Below are 15491 nucleotides of genomic sequence, written 5' to 3'. Positions count from 1 at the left end.
TAATTGTAATTTGTGATGGATTCTCGTCGAAGGCACGGCGAAGGCCATTTTTATCGCAAATATTCTTCAACGCGATAATCTGCCCCCGGAAAATGAGCCGGAGGAAGCCATGAGCACCGTAACGAAAACGCAAAATCCCGAAACCGATCCACGCGTCAAGGCCGTGTTCGATGATATCCGCACTACCCGCAAATCGGACTTCATCAACAATATGTGGCTCTACCTCGCCTTCGACCCCGAATTACTGGAAAAAACCTGGGCCGAGGTCAAGGAAGTGATGGCCACACCTTCGGCGCTCGATCCACTGGTGAAAGAAATGCTTTATATCGCGGTGTCCGTCACCAATGGCTGCTCCTATTGCGCCCATTCCCACACGGCGGCCGCAAAAGCCAAGGGCATGACCAGGGAACAGCACGCCGATCTGATGCGGGTGATCGCGCTCGCCGCCAGGACCAACCAGCTTGCGGTGGCGCTGCAAGTGCCCGTGGATGCCGCTTTCGACGCCGACAGGAAGGCATGAGCCTTAAAAAATGCCTTGGAATAGGCGTTTTGACGGTTGATACCGGAATAAAAGCAGAACACGGTTCTGGCCTTTATATCCCGAATCACTACATTGGGCCGCATGAGCAACAGTTTTGACGATATGCCGTTCTTCGATGAAGAACCCGTGGCGCCGCGCAGGGCGACGAACAATGCCGGTGCGGAAAGCAGCGGCGGGCTTGGCATTGCTGCCCGCGCCATGGCGGCGCGTGATCAGGCACGGCCCGCCCCCGAGTATCTTTCCGGTCTCAACCCGGAACAGCGCGAAGCCGTGGAAACGCTGGATGGCCCGGTTCTCGTCCTCGCCGGCGCCGGCACCGGCAAGACCCGCGTTCTGACGACCCGCATCGCCCATATAATTGCCACCGGTCGCGCCTACCCACGCGAGATTCTTGCCGTGACCTTCACCAACAAGGCCGCGCGCGAGATGAAGGAACGTATCGGCGTTCTGATTGGCGGCGCCGTCGAGGGCATGCCCTGGCTCGGCACCTTCCACTCCATCGGCGTCAAGCTGCTGCGCCGCCACGCCGAACTCATCGGCCTGAAATCGGATTTCACCATTCTCGATACCGACGATGTGGTGCGGCTGATCAAGCAGCTCATTCAGGCCGAAGGTCTGGATGACAAACGCTGGCCGGCCAAACAGTTCGCCGGCATGATCGACGGCTGGAAAAACAAGGGACTGACGCCGCCGGATATTCCGGAGGGTGACAGCCGTGCTTTCGCCAACGGCAAGGGCCGTGAGCTTTACGCCGCCTATCAGGCCCGGCTGAAAACGCTGAACGCCTGCGATTTCGGCGATCTTTTGCTGCACCCGATCAGCATCTTCCGCCGCCATACGGATATTCTGAAGGAGTATCATCAGAAGTTCCGTTATATTCTGGTGGACGAATATCAGGACACCAATACGGCGCAATATATGTGGCTGCGGCTGCTGGCCCAGCGCGCCAAGGGCGAACCGCAGAACGTCTGCTGCGTCGGTGACGACGATCAGTCAATCTATGGCTGGCGCGGCGCGGAGGTGGACAATATCCTCCGTTTCGACAAGGACTTCCCCGGCGCCAAGGTCATCAAGCTCGAACGCAACTATCGTTCCACCGAACATATTCTCGGTGCGGCCGGCCATCTGATCGCCCATAATGAGGGCCGTCTCGGCAAGACACTGTTCACCGAACGCAGCAGCCCCGACGATGAAAAGGTCGTGGTGCATGCCGCCTGGGATTCCGAAGAGGAAGCCCGCGCGGTCGGCGAGGAGATCGAGCAGCTTCAGCGCAAGAACCACAAGCTGAACGATATGGCCATCCTCGTTCGCGCCTCCTTCCAGATGCGCGAATTCGAAGATCGTTTTGTCACGCTTGGCCTCAATTACCGCGTCATCGGCGGCCCGCGCTTTTATGAGCGCCTCGAAATCCGCGATGCCATGGCCTATTTCCGGCTCGTCTGCCAGCCGGCCGACGATCTCGCCTTCGAGCGTATCGTCAATACGCCGAAGCGCGGCCTTGGCGATACGACGATCCGTAACTTGCACGACTATGCTCGTGCCCGCGATATTCCGATGCTGGCGGCAGCCGCCGACATCATCGAAACCGACGAGCTGAAGCCAAAGGCGCGCAAGGCGCTGTTCGATGTGGTGCAGGATTTCCGCCGCTGGCAGGGCCTGCTGGAAAACACCGAACACACCACGCTCGCCGAGCAGATCCTCGACGAAAGCGGCTATACCGCCATGTGGCAGGCCGACAAGACGGCCGAAGCGCCCGGACGGCTTGAGAACCTCAAGGAACTCATCCGCTCGATGGAAGCCTTCGAGAGCATGCGCGGCTTCCTCGAGCATGTCGCGCTCGTCATGGATGCCGAGCAGAACGAGAATCTCGACGCCGTCTCCATCATGACGCTGCATTCCGCCAAGGGCCTGGAATTCGACACCGTCTTCCTGCCCGGCTGGGAAGAAGGCCTGTTCCCGCACCAGCGGGCACTGGACGAAGGTGGCCGTGCCGGTCTGGAGGAAGAACGCCGCCTCGCTTATGTCGGCATCACCCGCGCCAAGAAGCTCTGCCATATCTGGTTCGTGTCGAACCGCCGCATTCATGGGCTGTGGCAATCCACCCTGCCCTCCCGCTTCCTTGACGAACTGCCGCCCGCGCACGTGGATGTGGCGGCTTCCGACAGCAATTACGGCGGTTATGGCGGACGCGGCGGCTATGGCCAGTCACGTTTCGACAAGGCCGATCCCTTTACCAACAACTATTCCACCCCCGGCTGGAAGCGCGCGCAGCAGAACCGCAGCGATGCCACCCGCGACAATTGGGGCACGCGCTCCGGTCATGCGGTGGAACGGATCGGTTATGGCGAAAGCGGGCCGCGCAGCCGCACCATCGACGGAGAGCTGGTGGCGAAATCCGTGGCCGACACGCCCTCGAAATTCTTCGTCGGCGACCGCGTTTTCCATCTCAAATTCGGCAATGGCAATATCTCCGCCATCGAAGGCAACAAGCTGACCATCGACTTCGACCGCGCCGGGCAAAAGCGCGTGCTGGATGGATTTGTGGAAAAGGCCTGATTCGGCAACTATAGGTGCCTGAAGCCCGCTTTTTTTCCGTAGCCCGCGTCATGTCGTTGCAATAAAGGAGTTGCAACAGGGGTGTAAAAACCGGGCGAGGACTGCTTTGCATATATTACCGAAAAGCCGGCGCAAGCTTGCCGTTTTCCTGATCAATATGGATAGCGCCACCAAGCGCCTCGCCGATATGAACGCCCGCCTCGACGCCTTGGGGCTGAAGGCGGAGCGTGTAGCCGGCGTCAATGGCAGGGAGCTGAATTACCCGATCCCGGAATTCAGTGAAATTTCCTACATGCTCATGCATGGCCGCCGCACCTCGCCGCCGGAGATCGGCTGCTATCTCAGCCATGTCACCTGCACCAATAAATTCATGGCGAGCGATGCCGATATCGCCCTCATTCTCGAAGACGACGTTGTCTTCGAGAATGATTTTCTGAATGCCATCGACGAAGCGGTGCTGAACGGCAGTGACTGGGATCTGCTGCGGCTGACGACGGTCAGCAACGGCCGGAAATTTGCATTCCGCCCGTTGTCCAATGGCCGTTCGCTGGCAGTGGCACTCACCCGCGAAAAGGGATCGGGGGCCTACCTCGTCAACCGCCGTGCCGGGAAATGGATATCGAAACTCATTCCCATGCGACTCGCTTATGACATTGCCTTCGATCTGGAATATCTCGCCGGCCTGAAGGCGGCCTTCATCTATCCGCTCTGCGCCACGCAGGATGCGGATGACGAAAGCCAGATCCAGAACAATCTGCGCATCTACCGCCTGCCGCGCTGGCGGTATTTCACCGTTCTGCCCTATCGTGCCTATCTGGAAAGCAGCCGGTTCCTGCTGCGCGGCATCCGCTTCTTGATGGCAAAGGCAAAGGTGGCAATGGAACGCGGCAAGGCCAAAGCAATTCCTGCCGGCAACTGAACCTGCGGCTCACACCTCCCCAGGTGTGAAGCCAACGAGATAGATGGCTGCAATCACGGCTGCGAGAATGAAGATCGAAATGACGAAAATCGTCATCCGGTTCAATGGTTTGCGGGTCGTTTTCTTCATAATGGAATAATGCGCGACGGCGTCGCCTGTTCCTCGACACACAGGATAATGTCGCCTGAAGCCTTGCATCGGCGCAATTCGATTCCGCTTCAGGCACATATCGGCTAAAGCTCGTTTTCATCTTCAGCTTTCCCGGCCCGCCATGACAGAAACGACGCATCCCCGACTGAACCCGCTGCATCTCGCCGCCGCCTTCGCAAGCGGCTGCCTTTTGACGCTGATGGTGCATTTCAACGGTCAGCTTGCCCATTATGGCAATGCGCTGTTTTCCTCGTGGACGGCGCACGGCACCGGCACTGTTGCAGCCCTGATCTATCTGGCGATCATGCGTCCGAAAAAGGATGCGGGCCCGACAGAAAAACCAAAAGCGCCGCTCTGGGCCTATTGCGGTGGTGTCGTGGGTGCCGCCATCGTCATCCTCACCTCCACGGCGGTCAATTCGCCGCTGGCGCTTTCCGGCACCATTGCGCTCGGGCTTGGCGGGCAGGTGATCTTCAGCCTTCTGGCTGATCTCTTCGGCCTCTTCGGGTTACCAAAACGGCGACCGGATTTGCAGGACATGGCGGCGGTGGCCCTCATTCTCTGCGGCAGCGCGCTCATCATTCTTGTCGGGAGAGCGGCATGATCGTCTGGATCGCCATGGCCTTTACCGGCGGTGTCTTCGTGGCGCTGAGCCGGCAGATCAATGGCCGCCTCAGCCTGTCCAACTCGCCGCTGATCGCTTCCTTCTGGAACCATATCGTCGGCTTCGCGGTGCTGACCGTCATCGGCCTCATCGTCGGCGGCCTCATTCCGCCGGGTGCGGCCGACGCGCCCTGGCTTGCCTTTATCGGCGGCCCCATCGGCGTCGTCTTCATCGCTTCGGGAAGCTGGCTCATTCCCCGCATCGGCGCGGTCAATACGGCCCTTCTCGTCATCAGCGGCCAGATGGTATCGGGCGTCGTTCTTGATCTTTTCAGCGATCACCCGCCGAAAATCTGGGCAAGCGCGCTTGGCATCCTGCTCATCCTTGGCGGCATGGTGCTGACACAGCGCCGCCGCTAGGGCATTCCGCTAAAATCAAATCCGCTCAGGAATCGCTGCCGCGCGAGAACATGCCGAGCAGCGTCTTGCCACCGCTTTTACCGCCACTGCTCGCAAGCGTCGGGCGGTTGCCGTTCAGCTTCGGCACCACCACCATGCGCTTGATCTCACCGCGCTTGAAGGCCGCGAGGAAACGTGGGTAGTCGCGAAACACGACGCAGCCATTCGATTCGCCGCGTTTCGCCAGCATGTAGGTGTGGGCAAGAAGGCCGTCGCGGCCATGCGGGTTGACGCCATTTTCCGGTGTCAAGCGAATGGCTTCCACACCATGGAAGCGGGCCTCGCGCATCGTCAGGCGATAGCTGGAAGGCGGCGTCGAGCCGCGCATCTTCACATGCACATAGTCGGGATTGTCGCGCATCTTGCCGATGCCGGAATGCGCCTCCAGCTTCTCGCCATTCGGCATATGCACCACGCCGGAGGAAATATCGTAGATCGCCGTTCCATTGCCGCGGTCCGGCCAGGGAACCGCATCCATCTTGCTCGGCTCACGCATCGGATTGTCGGGTTTCGCAAAGGCGAGCATGGCGCCGGTGCTCTGCTTCGGCGGCGCAGGTGCCCGCAGCGGAACCGGCGCATCAAACGCGGGTGCGGAAGCAACAGCGGGAACATGTTCCTCGGCCTTGGAGGGCGTGGCGGGACGCGGTGACGGTTCGACGGCCTGGGCCGTCGCGACTTCAGGCCTGAAGCTTGGCAGCGGAACATCGTCGGGAAGCAGGCTGCTTGCCTCTTCTTCGATCTGCGGCCGCGCCAGCGCCACTTCAAATGCCGGATGCTGCGGAACCGCGCTCTGATAAGCGACCTCGGACGTGCGTCCCAGCGCCGAATCGACGATTGCCGACGGCTTGAGAGCTGCAAACTCCTTCACCGTGGCCTGCCCCTTGGCATTGGCAACCGCGCCAAATCGCTCGCCAAATTCCTTCGCGCCGATTTCGGGCATGATGCCGGCAAGGCGAACGGCCTTCTGCTGGCCATGGCTGTGGTCGCTCAGGCGGGAAAACTTGCGGACGTGAATATCGCGCGCGGCCGAGCGGGCAACCGCCGTTTCAGCGGAATCCAGTCGCGTTACGAGGGTCTTTTCAAATTGCCCCACACCATGCGAGGCGGCAGCCATGCTGTGCAGCGAGGCAAAGGCAGCGACTGCAAAGAGGCCAGCGAAGACGCCACCGCCGAGAAGTGCGGACATCCGTCCGAGCGAAGAGGATTTGCCTCTCTTGGCGGAAGACGAACCGGCAAAGCCGGCACCATTATAGGCCGCAGCAGAAAACGCCATGATACTCGTTACTCGAACCGTTCACGCATACCCGGCCGATGCCGGAGGGATTTTGGGACATCCGAAGAGCGGGCAAACACCACGCCGGTTTCGGAATTGACTGGTTCGAAGCATGACGAATTATGGTAACCAAAGTGTTTACGAGTCCCTGCAAAAATCTTTCGTTAAGGTCTGCGCATTGTAAGGCGAAGGCAAAACAATGACTTGCGCGGGTACTGCGTGCATCGGCACCGCATCGTCCCGGGAAATGCCCCTTGAAGGGGCGTCATCGGCCTAAAAAATTTCCGTCGCCGCATTGTCAGGTAAATTCCGACTTGGCCGGAAATTTGCTGCAAATGCGGCAGGACTGCGACAGGCCAACCCCTTGCCGGAAACACCCGTGCCGACAGGACAGATCAAAAGGGGCTTGATCCGCCAAAGCCGGCTTGGCATCCTGAGCCAAAAAGGGAGGCACATCATGAAGGCGCTGCTGCTCATCGATATCCAGAACGGGTTTTGCCCGGGCGGCAATCTGGCCGTTGCCGATGGAGACGGGGTCGTGCCCATTGCCAATGCCCTGATCGACAATGGCGGCTACGATCTCATCGTCGCCTCGCAGGACTGGCACCCGGAAAATCACGGCAGCTTCGCCTCGCAGCATCCCGGCAAGAAGCCCTTCGACATGGGTGAACTCTCCGGCAAGCCGCAGATGATGTGGCCGGACCATTGCGTGCAGGGCACGTCGGATGCGGAATTTCACCCCGACCTGAAGACGGAAGCCTTCGATTACATCCAGCAGAAGGGCGAAAACCCCGCCATCGACAGCTATTCCGCCTTTCGCGACAATGACCAGGTGGCCACGACCGGATTGGCCGACTATCTGGCCCGCCAGGGCGTGACGCAACTCGACGTCTGCGGCCTCGCGACCGATTATTGCGTCAGTTTTTCGGTGCTCGACGCCCTCGACATGCTGCCCGGCGTCAAGGTTCGCTTCATCGAGGATGCCAGCCGTGGCATCGACCCGCAGGGCATCAAGGCCGCGGTGGCGACCATGCGGGAGAAGGGTGCGATCATTCTCAGGAGCCGCGACATATTGCGGAACTGAACAGCACTGGGCTTACCGCTCTCCTCATTTCTGTGCTTGTCACAGGAATGAGGAGGTCGCGCCCTTAGCGCGGCTTAGCCTTCTCCAGCACGTCGATATCAGCAGCCGCATCCTCCAGCCGCCTCAGGATCGCCGCATGGGCATCCCCGAGCCCCTGATTGTAAAACACGTATCCCATTTCCTCGGCCAGAAAATCCACGAAGATTTCCGCCTGCAATAGCCCGATCTCGGTTTCTGTCTCACGGGCGAGATAGTCCCTGATACGTGCGGCCAGAGCGGCCTTTTCCTGCTTTTCCAGCATCGATCCTCCATGGTCTGCGCATGAGGGCAAGCGCGAAGAAAGCGGTAGGTCCTCTCCTCACGGCGCCGCCGCATGAGGCGTCACCGTAACGGAAGGTTCAAAGGAATCAATCGATCCATTCATGCAATTCGTTTGCCAGCCGGCCGGTGCGGCGATAGAGCGACGGCAAGGAGTTTCCAGACATGTTCAATGCAGATTTTCGCGAGGGATTGAAGAGCGGTTTCCCGATCGCCCTCTCCGCCGCGCCCTTCGGTGCGCTGTTTGGCGCGGTCGCGGTCGATAACGGCCTGAGCGTCACCGAAGCCACGATCATGAGCGGCGCCGTCTATGCCGGTGCAAGCCAGCTGGTCGGTATCGAACTGTTCGGCCAGAAGGTTGCCCCCTGGCTGATCGTTCTTTCCGTCTTCGCGGTCAATTTCCGCCATATCCTCTATTCGGCCGCCATCGCCCGGATGATCTCGAACTGGTCGCTCCTGCAAAAAGCCGCAGGCTTCTTCGTGCTGGTCGATCCGCAATTCGCCGAATCGGTCAGGAAATACGAAAACACCGGCACGGTCGGTTTTTCCTGGTACATGGGCTTTGCCGCACCCGTTTATGTGCTGTGGCTCGCCATGACCATTCTCGGCGCCTCGCTCGGCAATCTCGTCGGCGATCCGAAAGCCATCGGGCTCGACGTGCTTTTGCCGATCTATTTCATGGGCATGGTCCTGAGCTTCCGCCAGCGGGAGAATTTCTACCCTGTCATGCTGGCAAGCGCTGCCGGCGCGACGGCGGCCTATCATTTCGTTGGCTCGCCCTGGCATGTCAGCCTGGGCGCGGTTGCCGGTATTATCGTCGCGGTCCTCTATCCGCCGAAACCAAAGGCCGGGATGACCTCCGAAAGCGGGGCGGAAACACCATGAACGATATGCTTCACGCCGATACGCTGTTCCTGATCGCGCTGGCCGCCATCGCCACCTATCTCACCCGCATCGGCGGTTATGTGCTGATGACGCGGATGAAATCCATCCCGCCACGCATGGAGGCGGGACTTAATGCCGTGCCCGTTGCGGTTTTGACCACGCTCGTCGCACCCGCCTTTTTTGAAGGCGGATACGAGGTGAAGATCGGCATGGCGGCAGCCCTTCTGGTCTGCCTGCGCTTTCCCGGCCTGACGATGCTCGCCATCGGTTGGGCCATCGTCATCGCCATCAGGCATTTCGGGCTGCTTTAAGCGGCCCGCTCCAATGGCTTCGTCGCCGCAACGAGCCACGCCTTCACCTCTTCATCGGTGATCAGGGGCGACAGCTTCTCCAGAACGCTGGCGTGGTAGGCATTAAGCCAGTTGAGTTCCTCGTCGGTCAGCAGGGACACGACGACAAGCCTGTTGTCGATGGGGCACCAGGTCAGTGTCTCGAAAGAGAACATCGGCTGGTCGCCGCCGGTCACCTCTTCCGCCTCGCGCACATAGATCAGGTTTTCGATACGGATGCCGAAAGCACCGGGGCGATAATAGCCGGGCTCGTTCGACAGGATCATGCCGGGCAAGAGCTCCTGCGTCGAAAGCCGTGAGATACGCTGCGGCCCTTCATGCACGGAGAGATAGGAGCCGACACCGTGGCCTGTGCCATGAGCGTAATCGGCGCCTGCCTTCCACAGCGCGATACGCGCCAGCGGATCGAGGTCGCAGCCGCGCGTTCCCTTGGGAAACCGAGCAGCGCTGATGGCAATCACGCCCTTCAGCACCAGCGTGAAGAAGCGCCGCTGCTCTTCCGGCACCGCGCCGATCGCAACGGTACGGGTAATATCCGTGGTGCCGTTGACATATTGCGCGCCGGAATCGACGAGGAACATCTCGCCGTCCGCGAGTGTGCGGTCCGTGTCCGTCGTGACGCGGTAATGGATGATGGCGGCATGTTCGCCAGCGCCGGAAATCGTGTCGAACGACACATCCTTCAGCGGGTTCTGCATCGCCTGCCCCACTTTGGCGCGTGTCGCCTCCAGCGCCTTGACCGCGGCGATTTCGGTGACGCTGCCCGGCTGCTGGCGGTCCAGCCAGCTGAGATATTCGACCATGGCCGCACCATCCTGCACATGGGCGGCAGCCGAGCCGGCAAGTTCCGCCTGATTTTTGCGCGCACGCGGCAGACGGACAGGATCGGCCTCCTCGATGAGCGAACCGCCAGCCGCCGTTACCGCACCCGTCAGCGCCACCGGCGTCAGCTCGGCATCGACCATCACCCGGCCCTTGGCACTGGCAATGGCGTGCAGACGGTCGGCGATCTTCGAAGGCGGCAGCTGTGTCGCAAGCTGCGCCAGATAGGCCTCGGTCTCGATGCCGGTCTTGCGTTTATCGAGAAAAATATCCGCCTTGCCGTCCGCATAAATGATACCGCGGGCGAGCGGGTGCGGCGTATGCGGCACATCATTGCCGCGAATATTGAAAATCCAGGCGATGGAGGACGGGTCGGTGACCAGCAGGGCATCCGCGCCCTTGGCCGAGACCGTTTCCGCGAGCGAGGCGATCTTTTCCTTCGAAAGCTTGCCGGTAAAGGCTTCGGGCTGGATGACGACCGGTTCCAGCGGCTCGGCGGGACGGTCCTGCCAGAGGGCATCGAGCGGGTTCTTTTCCAGGAGGACGACCGAGCCGCCTTTGCCGGCCAGCACCTTTTCCAGCCGCTTCAACTCGGCGCCGGTGTGCAGCCAAGGATCGATACCGAGCCGGAACCCCTGTGAAGCATGTTCGGCAAGCCAGACGGACGGCGGTGCACCGACCAGATCGCCGCCGCTAAAGATCGATTGATCGACCTGCGACTTGAGCTGCGTCGTATAACGGCCATCGACAAACACCACGGCCTCGTTGCGCGTCACCAGCGCAATACCCGCCGAGCCGGTAAAGCCGGTCAGCCAGGACAGGCGCTCGGCGCATTCCGGCACATATTCCCCCTGATATTCATCGGCGCGCGGCACGAGAAAACCGTCGATACCGAGGGCATCAAAACCGGCACGCAGCGCCTCGACGCGGGCCTTGCCGAATTGCGGCGCGGATTTGTTTTCGAAGGTCTGGAACATGGGTGTCTTTCAGGAACTGTCGTGAGGAAAGCTATTCGTCCGCGCCGTCAAATCATTGGCGCGCAACGACAATGCCATGCCGACAAAGCCGGTTTCAAGCCATATATGACAGACCGGAATACGGCGATAAATTGTGCATAATCCGCAAATTAAGTAATACTGAAGGCACAGTGTTATGCATAAAACGCACATCTACCCTGAAACATCCCCTCTAACCAAACAAAAACACATCGCTTATCTTCAGGTCAACACAGCGAGAGAGACACTCTCCTGGCAAACAAGGATTTGAAGCAGTGGCAAAATCTTTCCTCCGCACCGCCTTCGATCGCGTCATTGAAGCACGCGAGCGTCAGGTCAGCCGTCATGTCAACGCCGCCCTTCTGAACCTCGACGACAAGTCGCTCGAAGCGCTTGGCATGAACCGCGCCGATCTCCGCCGCAAGGCAAATTCCAGCTACGTATTCTGATCACGTCGGGCGCGGCGATCCTCCCTTCCCCGCGTCTGAACAGGAATACGTCGACCCGCTTGAGCAAGCTCCTCCCATGCTCGCGGGTTTCCAGGCGGCGCGAAAGCGCCGCCTTTTCTTTTGCCCGAAAGAGATGTCCGGAAAACCTCAGTCCTTGCGCAGATGCAGCGTCACCCAGCCATTACGCCAGATGGTGCGGACATGGGAAAGTCTTGCGCCATTATAGGCGGAAAGGACCTTCCAGCGCTGCGATGCGAGAATACCCGAAAGAATGACGGTACCGCCGGGCGCCAGATGCGTAACGAGCTGCGGCGCCATCTTGATGAGCGGCCGCGCCAGAATATTGGCGATGATGAGATCGAACGGCCCGTGCTTGCGGAAGGCATCCGAGTGGAAACCCGGCGCCGTTTCCAGCGCCAGTCCGGAAACGATGCCATTCAGCCGCACATTCTCCTTCGCCACCTTGACGGCGATGGGATCGATATCCGTCGCCAGCACGGGGATGGGGCGCATCTTGCGCACGGCAATGGCGAGAACACCGCTGCCGGTGCCGAGATCGAGCGCATTGCGCACGGTGCGCGCCCGCAGCACCTCCTCGATCATTTCAAGGCAACCGGCCGTCGTGCCGTGATGGCCGGTACCGAAAGCCTGACCCGCCTCGATCTCGATTGCGAGATCGTGGGGTTGCACCTTGTCTCGGTCATGCGCGCCATGAACGATGAACCGCCCTGCCCGCACCGGCTTCAGCCCCTCGAGCGACTTGGCAATCCAGTCGACATCGGGAACGATTTCCTTCTCAATGACGAGACCGGGAAATGCGGGCGCGAGCAGCGCTTCGACGCGCTCGCGGAACTCCTCTTCCTGTTCGGCCATCAAATAGACGGAGGCTTCCCAGATATCGCGCTTCTCATCCACCTCGGTCGTGGCGATCGCGACATCCTCCTCGCCGAAATAGTCCGACATGAGATCGAGGATTTCACCGGCCTTGATTTCGGTCGTGGTGACATAGAGGCGGATTTCGCTCACGGCGGCTGCTTTCTCTGGCTAGGGCTACTCAATCTGCCTTTGCCACAAAACCTTCACCAGTCCAATAAGCCCGGCGTAATTATGCCTTCGCGCCTTTAAGAAGATTCTGGAGCTTCTGCTCGGCGACATCGGGATTTTCGCCATAAGCGATCGTTCCCGCAAAGCGACCGTTGGCATCGAGCAGGATCACGGACGCCGTGTGATCCATGGTGTAATCGCCATTCGGATTCTTCTCGTCCACCGGTACCTTCTTGGCATAGATACGGTAGCCCTTCAGCGTCTCGGCAATCTTGTCGGCCGGGCCGGTGATGCCGGTGATCCGCTTCGAGACGTTGGAGACATATTGCTGCATGATCTCAGGCGTATCGCGCTCGGGATCGACGGACACGAAATAGGCCTGCAGCTTATCGCCGGCCGGGTCCACCTTCTCCATCCAGCCGTTCAGCTCGAACAGGGTGGTCGGGCAGACTTCCGGGCAATGGGTGAAGCCGAAGAACAGCGCCGTCGGCTTGCCCTGAAACGCCTTTTCGGTGATCGGCTGGCCATTTTGCGCGGTAAGCTGGAACGGAACGCCATAGGCCGTCTCCACCATCTCCTCACGGGTTTTCGTCATCTCGATCGTCAACCAGCTGACGACACCGGCAAGAACGACCACCACGGCCCACAATACGATGCGAATATTTCTCATTGTCCAATCCTACCCCGGAAGCCACGGCATATCGCAGGCCCTGCCCCGACTGATAGCGGACGGCAGCGGCGACGGCAAATCAACTGGCCGTATTTGGGCCGACCGCGCTGATTTGTCACAAAGCCGCAGTGACCAAAAGGATCACAGGCACCAGGCGATGCCACTCTGTACGGCGGACAGGAAGATATCCGTGCCGTGCCGCACCCAGCCGTCAAAGGCAAGAAGCACGATGGCAAGCGAAGCCGCCGCGGCAAGACTTGCCAGAATAAACTTCAGCGGATGGGACGTCAGTGCCTTCATATCCCTGTTATAACCTGTTTGCGCAGACGCGAAAACCGCCAAAATACTGGGTTTTCGCGGTCCAGCGGCGGTAATTGTTAGGGAAAGTTTAAAATCTTGCTGCGCATGATGACCGCAGCGGTTTTTCAAGCCTCGACATGATGTCTCCCGGTCCATTCCGGCCACCGCATAAAGCTCAATCCTGCGCGGGCCTGTTAGAGAGCCATCAGAGGAAACCTGCCGTCATGTCCAACGCCATCAAGCAATCCGGCGCATATCTCGAAATCGTTTCCTTCCATCTGAGCGATCAGGAATTCTGCATCGACATCATGGCGATCCGCGAAATCCGCGGCTGGGCGCCGGTTACACCGATGCCGCATACCCCGCCTTATGTTCTCGGCCTCATCAACCTGCGCGGCGCCGTCATTCCCGTCATCGACATGGCCGGCCGCCTCGGCATGAAGATGACCGAACCTTCCGAACGCTCCGCCATCATCGTCACCGATATCGGCGGCAAGCTGGTCGGACTTCTCGTGGAACAGGTCTCCGACATGATGACCATCCGCTCCGAAGACCTGCAGCCGGCGCCGGATATCATTCCGGAAGAACAGCGCAGCTTCTGCCGCGGCATCGTGGCGCTGGAAAAGAGCATGGTCTGCTTCCTTAACCTCGACACGGTTATCGCGGACGAACTGGCACGCGAAGCGGCCTAACTAGGCCCGCTCACCAGATACTTTAACGATTCCGAAACATCCGCACTCCGTCATTCCGGCCTTGAGCCGGAATGCAGTTCGATCAAGTCCTTGATCGAGAAACACTTTTTTTCACGGCGTAGACGCGCCGTGGCTGGATGCCGGATCAAGTCCGGTATGACGGTTGAGCTATTGGCGGCAACGCAGCCCCGACAGCACCCTCACGGCTTGCCCTTCTGCCACGTCACCTGCTGGTTATAGAGCGGCACCGTCGATATCGCCATCTTGGCCGAACCATCCGTCAGCTCCCGCGCATGCACCAGATAGATCAGCGTGTCATTCGCCTTGTCATAAACGCGGCTGACGACGAGTTTCTTCCAGACCAGCGACATGCCCTGCCGGAACACCTCTTCCCCACCCTTGGAGAGATCAATGTCGCCGATCTCCACCGGCCCCGTCTGGCTGCAGGAAATGGCGTTGTTGGAAGGATCTTCGAACCAGTTGCCGTTTTTCAGCCGGTCGATGACACCGCGCTCGAAATAGGTGACGTGGCAGGTCACGCCCTTGATCTTCGGATCGGCGATCGCCTCGATGACGATGTCATTGCCGATCCAGTCGACACCGACCTCGCCGACGACCTGCGAATGCGCCGCTGTCACCGGAAGCAATGCCAGAAAGCCCGCAAACAAACCCGAGAGAGTTTTCATCCTCATCGCATCTTCTCCGTTACGCTGCTTCAAACATAGGTGGGAGCAAGCGTTACGCAAGCCGGGAGGCGGCGCGTTTTTTCATGCTGCAGGGCTGGTAACCCGTGGAGGTGAGACGACCGGCGACCATACCGATCTTTTCCGGCAGGTCGCGAATATGCGCAACGCGCAGCGCCCTGGCGGCGGCAATCGAAGCGGCCGCGCAGACGACGGCATCTTCCGCCGCGTTATGGTGCACGAAACGAAGCTGGAGGTGATGAACAATGACATTCAGCTTGTGCGACTCGAGCTGGGGCCAGACATGCCGGGCAATCTTGACGCTGCAGAGATAGGACAGGTCCGGATAGGATTGCCGGTATTTATCGAAGGAAGCCCGCATGACGCTGAAATCGAAGGCGGCATTATGGGCGATCATGGTGGCGCCCTGGAAGTCGTCGATAAACTCCTCCATCACCTCGGGAAATTCCGGCGCATCCTCAACATCGGCCGGGCGAATGCCGTGCACGGCAATGTTGAAGGGCGAAAACCGCATGTCCTTCGGCCGAATGAGACGTTCCTCGACGCGAACGATCTCACCCTCTTCTATCCACGCAAGCCCCACGGAGCAGGCGCTGCCCCGTTCCTCATTGGCGGTTTCGAAATCGATGGCGATGGTTTTCAAGAGTGATTCCCGTTGTTTCATTCCGGCATAGACC

General features: G+C 59.8%; 18 protein-coding genes. 10 read left to right on the top strand and 8 right to left on the bottom strand.

The features are described from left to right. The first annotated feature begins 109 nt into the window (after window positions 1–109). The 5 genes from O3S81_RS02480 (at window position 110) to O3S81_RS02460 (ending at window position 5189) form a co-directional block, all read left to right on the top strand. On the top strand, window positions 110–520 hold the full coding sequence (locus O3S81_RS02480; RefSeq protein WP_269340723.1) for a carboxymuconolactone decarboxylase family protein: 411 nt from the start codon (window positions 110–112) through the stop codon (window positions 518–520). Window positions 521–622: 102 nt separating this feature from the next. Continuing rightward, a complete protein-coding gene (locus O3S81_RS02475) occupies window positions 623–3097 on the top strand; it encodes an ATP-dependent helicase (protein WP_269340722.1) in 2475 nt (824 codons plus the stop codon). A gap of 106 nt (window positions 3098–3203) precedes the next feature. Further along, window positions 3204–4016, top strand: coding sequence for a glycosyltransferase family 25 protein (locus tag O3S81_RS02470; protein ID WP_269340720.1), 813 nt, complete (start codon window positions 3204–3206; stop codon window positions 4014–4016). Between the two features lie 271 nt (window positions 4017–4287). After that, window positions 4288–4770 (top strand): DMT family transporter, encoded by a 483-nt coding sequence (locus O3S81_RS02465; protein WP_269340718.1) that lies wholly within the window; start codon window positions 4288–4290, stop codon window positions 4768–4770. Beyond that, window positions 4767–5189: a DMT family transporter gene (locus O3S81_RS02460; RefSeq protein WP_269340716.1), complete on the top strand. Its 423-nt coding sequence runs from the start codon at window positions 4767–4769 to the stop codon at window positions 5187–5189. The genes O3S81_RS02465 and O3S81_RS02460 overlap by 4 nt, the downstream gene beginning before the upstream one ends. Window positions 5190–5214: 25 nt before the next feature. Here the strand turns inward: O3S81_RS02460 and O3S81_RS02455 are convergent, their stop codons facing one another. Further along, complete coding sequence (locus tag O3S81_RS02455; protein WP_269340714.1) at window positions 5215–6501, bottom strand: DUF2778 domain-containing protein; 1287 nt, start codon at window positions 6499–6501, stop codon at window positions 5215–5217. A gap of 457 nt (window positions 6502–6958) precedes the next feature. On the opposite strand from O3S81_RS02455, the gene pncA reads away from it, so the two are divergent. Next, window positions 6959–7585 carry a bifunctional nicotinamidase/pyrazinamidase gene (gene pncA / locus O3S81_RS02450; protein WP_269340713.1) on the top strand — a complete coding sequence of 209 codons (627 nt, stop codon included), beginning with the start codon at window positions 6959–6961 and terminating at the stop codon, window positions 7583–7585. Window positions 7586–7649: 64 nt separating this feature from the next. Here the strand turns inward: pncA and O3S81_RS02445 are convergent, their stop codons facing one another. Beyond that, a complete protein-coding gene (locus tag O3S81_RS02445; RefSeq protein ID WP_269340711.1) occupies window positions 7650–7886 on the bottom strand; it encodes a DUF2164 domain-containing protein in 237 nt (78 codons plus the stop codon). 182 nt (window positions 7887–8068) lie between these two features. Between O3S81_RS02445 and O3S81_RS02440 the strand changes: the two genes are divergently transcribed. Both O3S81_RS02440 and O3S81_RS02435 read left to right on the top strand, forming a co-directional pair. Beyond that, the gene (locus O3S81_RS02440) at window positions 8069–8788 is read left to right on the top strand and encodes an AzlC family ABC transporter permease (RefSeq protein WP_269340709.1); all 720 of its coding nucleotides are present in this window, start codon (window positions 8069–8071) and stop codon (window positions 8786–8788) included. After that, complete coding sequence (locus tag O3S81_RS02435) at window positions 8785–9099, top strand: AzlD family protein (RefSeq protein ID WP_269340707.1); 315 nt, start codon at window positions 8785–8787, stop codon at window positions 9097–9099. The genes O3S81_RS02440 and O3S81_RS02435 overlap by 4 nt, the downstream gene beginning before the upstream one ends. Here O3S81_RS02435 and O3S81_RS02430 read toward each other — a convergent pair. After that, a complete protein-coding gene (locus tag O3S81_RS02430; protein ID WP_269340706.1) occupies window positions 9096–10937 on the bottom strand; it encodes an aminopeptidase P family protein in 1842 nt (613 codons plus the stop codon). The two genes, O3S81_RS02435 and O3S81_RS02430, sit on opposite strands and share 4 nt — an antisense overlap. 293 nt (window positions 10938–11230) lie before the next feature. Here O3S81_RS02430 and O3S81_RS02425 point away from each other — a divergent pair, with 293 nt between their 5' ends. Then, on the top strand, window positions 11231–11404 hold the full coding sequence (locus O3S81_RS02425) for a hypothetical protein (RefSeq protein WP_269340705.1): 174 nt from the start codon (window positions 11231–11233) through the stop codon (window positions 11402–11404). A 147-nt stretch (window positions 11405–11551) separates the two neighbouring features. On the opposite strand, the gene O3S81_RS02420 is transcribed toward O3S81_RS02425, so the two are convergent. The 3 genes from O3S81_RS02420 to O3S81_RS02410 all read right to left on the bottom strand — a co-directional run bounded on the left by O3S81_RS02420 (window position 11552) and on the right by O3S81_RS02410 (window position 13418). Then, the gene (locus O3S81_RS02420) at window positions 11552–12430 is read right to left on the bottom strand and encodes a 50S ribosomal protein L11 methyltransferase (RefSeq protein WP_269340703.1); all 879 of its coding nucleotides are present in this window, start codon (window positions 12428–12430) and stop codon (window positions 11552–11554) included. A 79-nt stretch (window positions 12431–12509) separates the two neighbouring features. Next, window positions 12510–13118 (bottom strand): cytochrome oxidase assembly protein Sco, encoded by a 609-nt coding sequence (sco, locus tag O3S81_RS02415; protein WP_269340702.1) that lies wholly within the window; start codon window positions 13116–13118, stop codon window positions 12510–12512. A gap of 141 nt (window positions 13119–13259) precedes the next feature. Then, window positions 13260–13418: a hypothetical protein gene (locus O3S81_RS02410; protein ID WP_173987260.1), complete on the bottom strand. Its 159-nt coding sequence runs from the start codon at window positions 13416–13418 to the stop codon at window positions 13260–13262. Between the two features lie 224 nt (window positions 13419–13642). Between O3S81_RS02410 and O3S81_RS02405 the strand changes: the two genes are divergently transcribed. Then, window positions 13643–14110, top strand: a complete 468-nt coding sequence (locus O3S81_RS02405) for a chemotaxis protein CheW (protein WP_004430791.1) — start codon at window positions 13643–13645, stop codon at window positions 14108–14110. Window positions 14111–14310: 200 nt separating this feature from the next. Here O3S81_RS02405 and O3S81_RS02400 read toward each other — a convergent pair whose 3' ends face one another. Both O3S81_RS02400 and O3S81_RS02395 read right to left on the bottom strand, forming a co-directional pair. Continuing rightward, window positions 14311–14802 (bottom strand): CreA family protein, encoded by a 492-nt coding sequence (locus O3S81_RS02400; protein WP_269340696.1) that lies wholly within the window; start codon window positions 14800–14802, stop codon window positions 14311–14313. Between the two features lie 46 nt (window positions 14803–14848). After that, window positions 14849–15457 (bottom strand): 3'-5' exonuclease, encoded by a 609-nt coding sequence (locus O3S81_RS02395; protein WP_269340695.1) that lies wholly within the window; start codon window positions 15455–15457, stop codon window positions 14849–14851. Window positions 15458–15491: the final 34 nt, after the last annotated feature.

Origin of the sequence: Agrobacterium sp. SOY23 (assembly GCF_027212525.1) — a bacterium.
Classification (GTDB): domain Bacteria; phylum Pseudomonadota; class Alphaproteobacteria; order Rhizobiales; family Rhizobiaceae; genus Agrobacterium; species Agrobacterium tumefaciens_I.
This window is presented reverse-complemented; position numbering and strand designations above follow the sequence as displayed.